The following is a 1,361-nucleotide window of genomic DNA, read 5'->3' on the forward strand; positions in this document are numbered from 1 at the left end:
GGCTTGGCGTCGTCGATTCGGTGGGTGCGGGCGACGAGCCGTCGAGCTGCATGGAACTGATCGAATTCGCGTCGGCGCTCGGGCTGACCATCGTCTCGGCCGGCAAGGGCAAGAACAACCCGCTCAACCACGATGCCGTCCCGGACAATTATCGCGCCGAAGCCATCCGCCGCAACATGAACCCGCGCATGCTCGTCGAGTTCGTCGACGGTTCCAAGACCATGGTCGAGATGTGCGCCATCGCCAACGCCACCGGGCTGGTGCCCGATGTGCCCGGCATGCACGGCCCCAAGGCCGATCGCGACGACCTCGCCAAGGTGCTGATCCCGCGCGAGGACGGCGGTCTGCTGTTGAAGAAAGGCGTCGTCGACTACACGATTGGCAAAGGCGTCGCGCCCGGCGTCTTCGTCATCGTCGAGGCGACGCATCCGCGCATCATCGAGCGCATGGACGATCTGCATATCGGCCACGGCCCTTACTACAGCCTGTTCCGGCCCTACCATCTGACCTCGCTGGAAGTGCCGCTGACCGCCGCCCGCATCATGCTTTTCGGCAAGCCCGACATGGTGCCGCTGCCGCGACCTGTTGCCGAAGTCTGTGCGGTCGCCAAGCGGGATCTCGCCGCCGGCGAGACCTTCGATGCGATCGGCGAGACCTGTTACCGCTCCTGGACGATGACCGTCGGCGAAGCCCGTGCCCAGCGCGCCGTGCCGGTCGGCCTGCTCGAGGGCGGCAAGGTGCTGAAACCGGTCAGGAAGGGTGAGTTGCTGACGTCAGACAATGCGGCGCCCGACCAGACGACAAGGCTGTTCGCCTTGCGCCAGCTTCAGGACGAGATGCTCTACGGGGCCTGAAAGGACCACGCTGGCGCTGCTACGACAAATGATAGATTGTGGGGCAAATGTCGCCAAGGTCGGTCACATGAACCTTCGAATCAGGAATCCGCTTGCCCGCGAACTGGCTCGCCAGCTTGCCGCCAAGCGCAAGGTTTCCATGACCAGAGCGGTTATCGAAGCGCTTGAAAGTGAACTGAAGCGGGAAAACGCCCGTATGCCTCTGGCGGAACGGCTGGCTGCAATCGCCGATGATTTGAGGTCCAAAGCGGGCAAGGCTGGCCGGGTCGTGAGCAAGAATGAGATCGATGCCATGTGGGGTGGCGGCCAGAATGACGCCTGACAGGTGCACAGGGGTTGTCACGTTGGAAGGCCTGCTGGCAGCTCGGATTTCGTCGTTCGTTTCGATGGATCATCGTAGACATTCGGGATTGACCGGAGCCTTCCCAACTTCGTCATCCACGGGCGGAGCAGGAGCGAAGCGACGTCGCGGAGACCCGAGGATCCATGCCGTGATCTTGGTCGAGG

At 63.1% G+C, this 1,361-nt stretch carries 2 protein-coding genes; both read left to right on the forward strand.

The annotated features are described in order from the left end of the window. On the forward strand, positions 1-854 hold an 854-nt coding region (locus EOC06_RS37335; protein WP_128310122.1), incomplete at its 5' end, for an NAD(P)H-dependent oxidoreductase. Positions 855-921: 67 nt separating this feature from the next. Further along, positions 922-1,176, forward strand: coding sequence for a type II toxin-antitoxin system VapB family antitoxin (locus tag EOC06_RS37340; protein WP_127321718.1), 255 nt, complete (start codon positions 922-924; stop codon positions 1,174-1,176). The last annotated feature ends 185 nt before the right edge of the window (positions 1,177-1,361 follow it).

The organism is Mesorhizobium sp. M7A.F.Ca.MR.362.00.0.0 (genome assembly GCF_004023175.1).
Classification (GTDB): domain Bacteria; phylum Pseudomonadota; class Alphaproteobacteria; order Rhizobiales; family Rhizobiaceae; genus Mesorhizobium.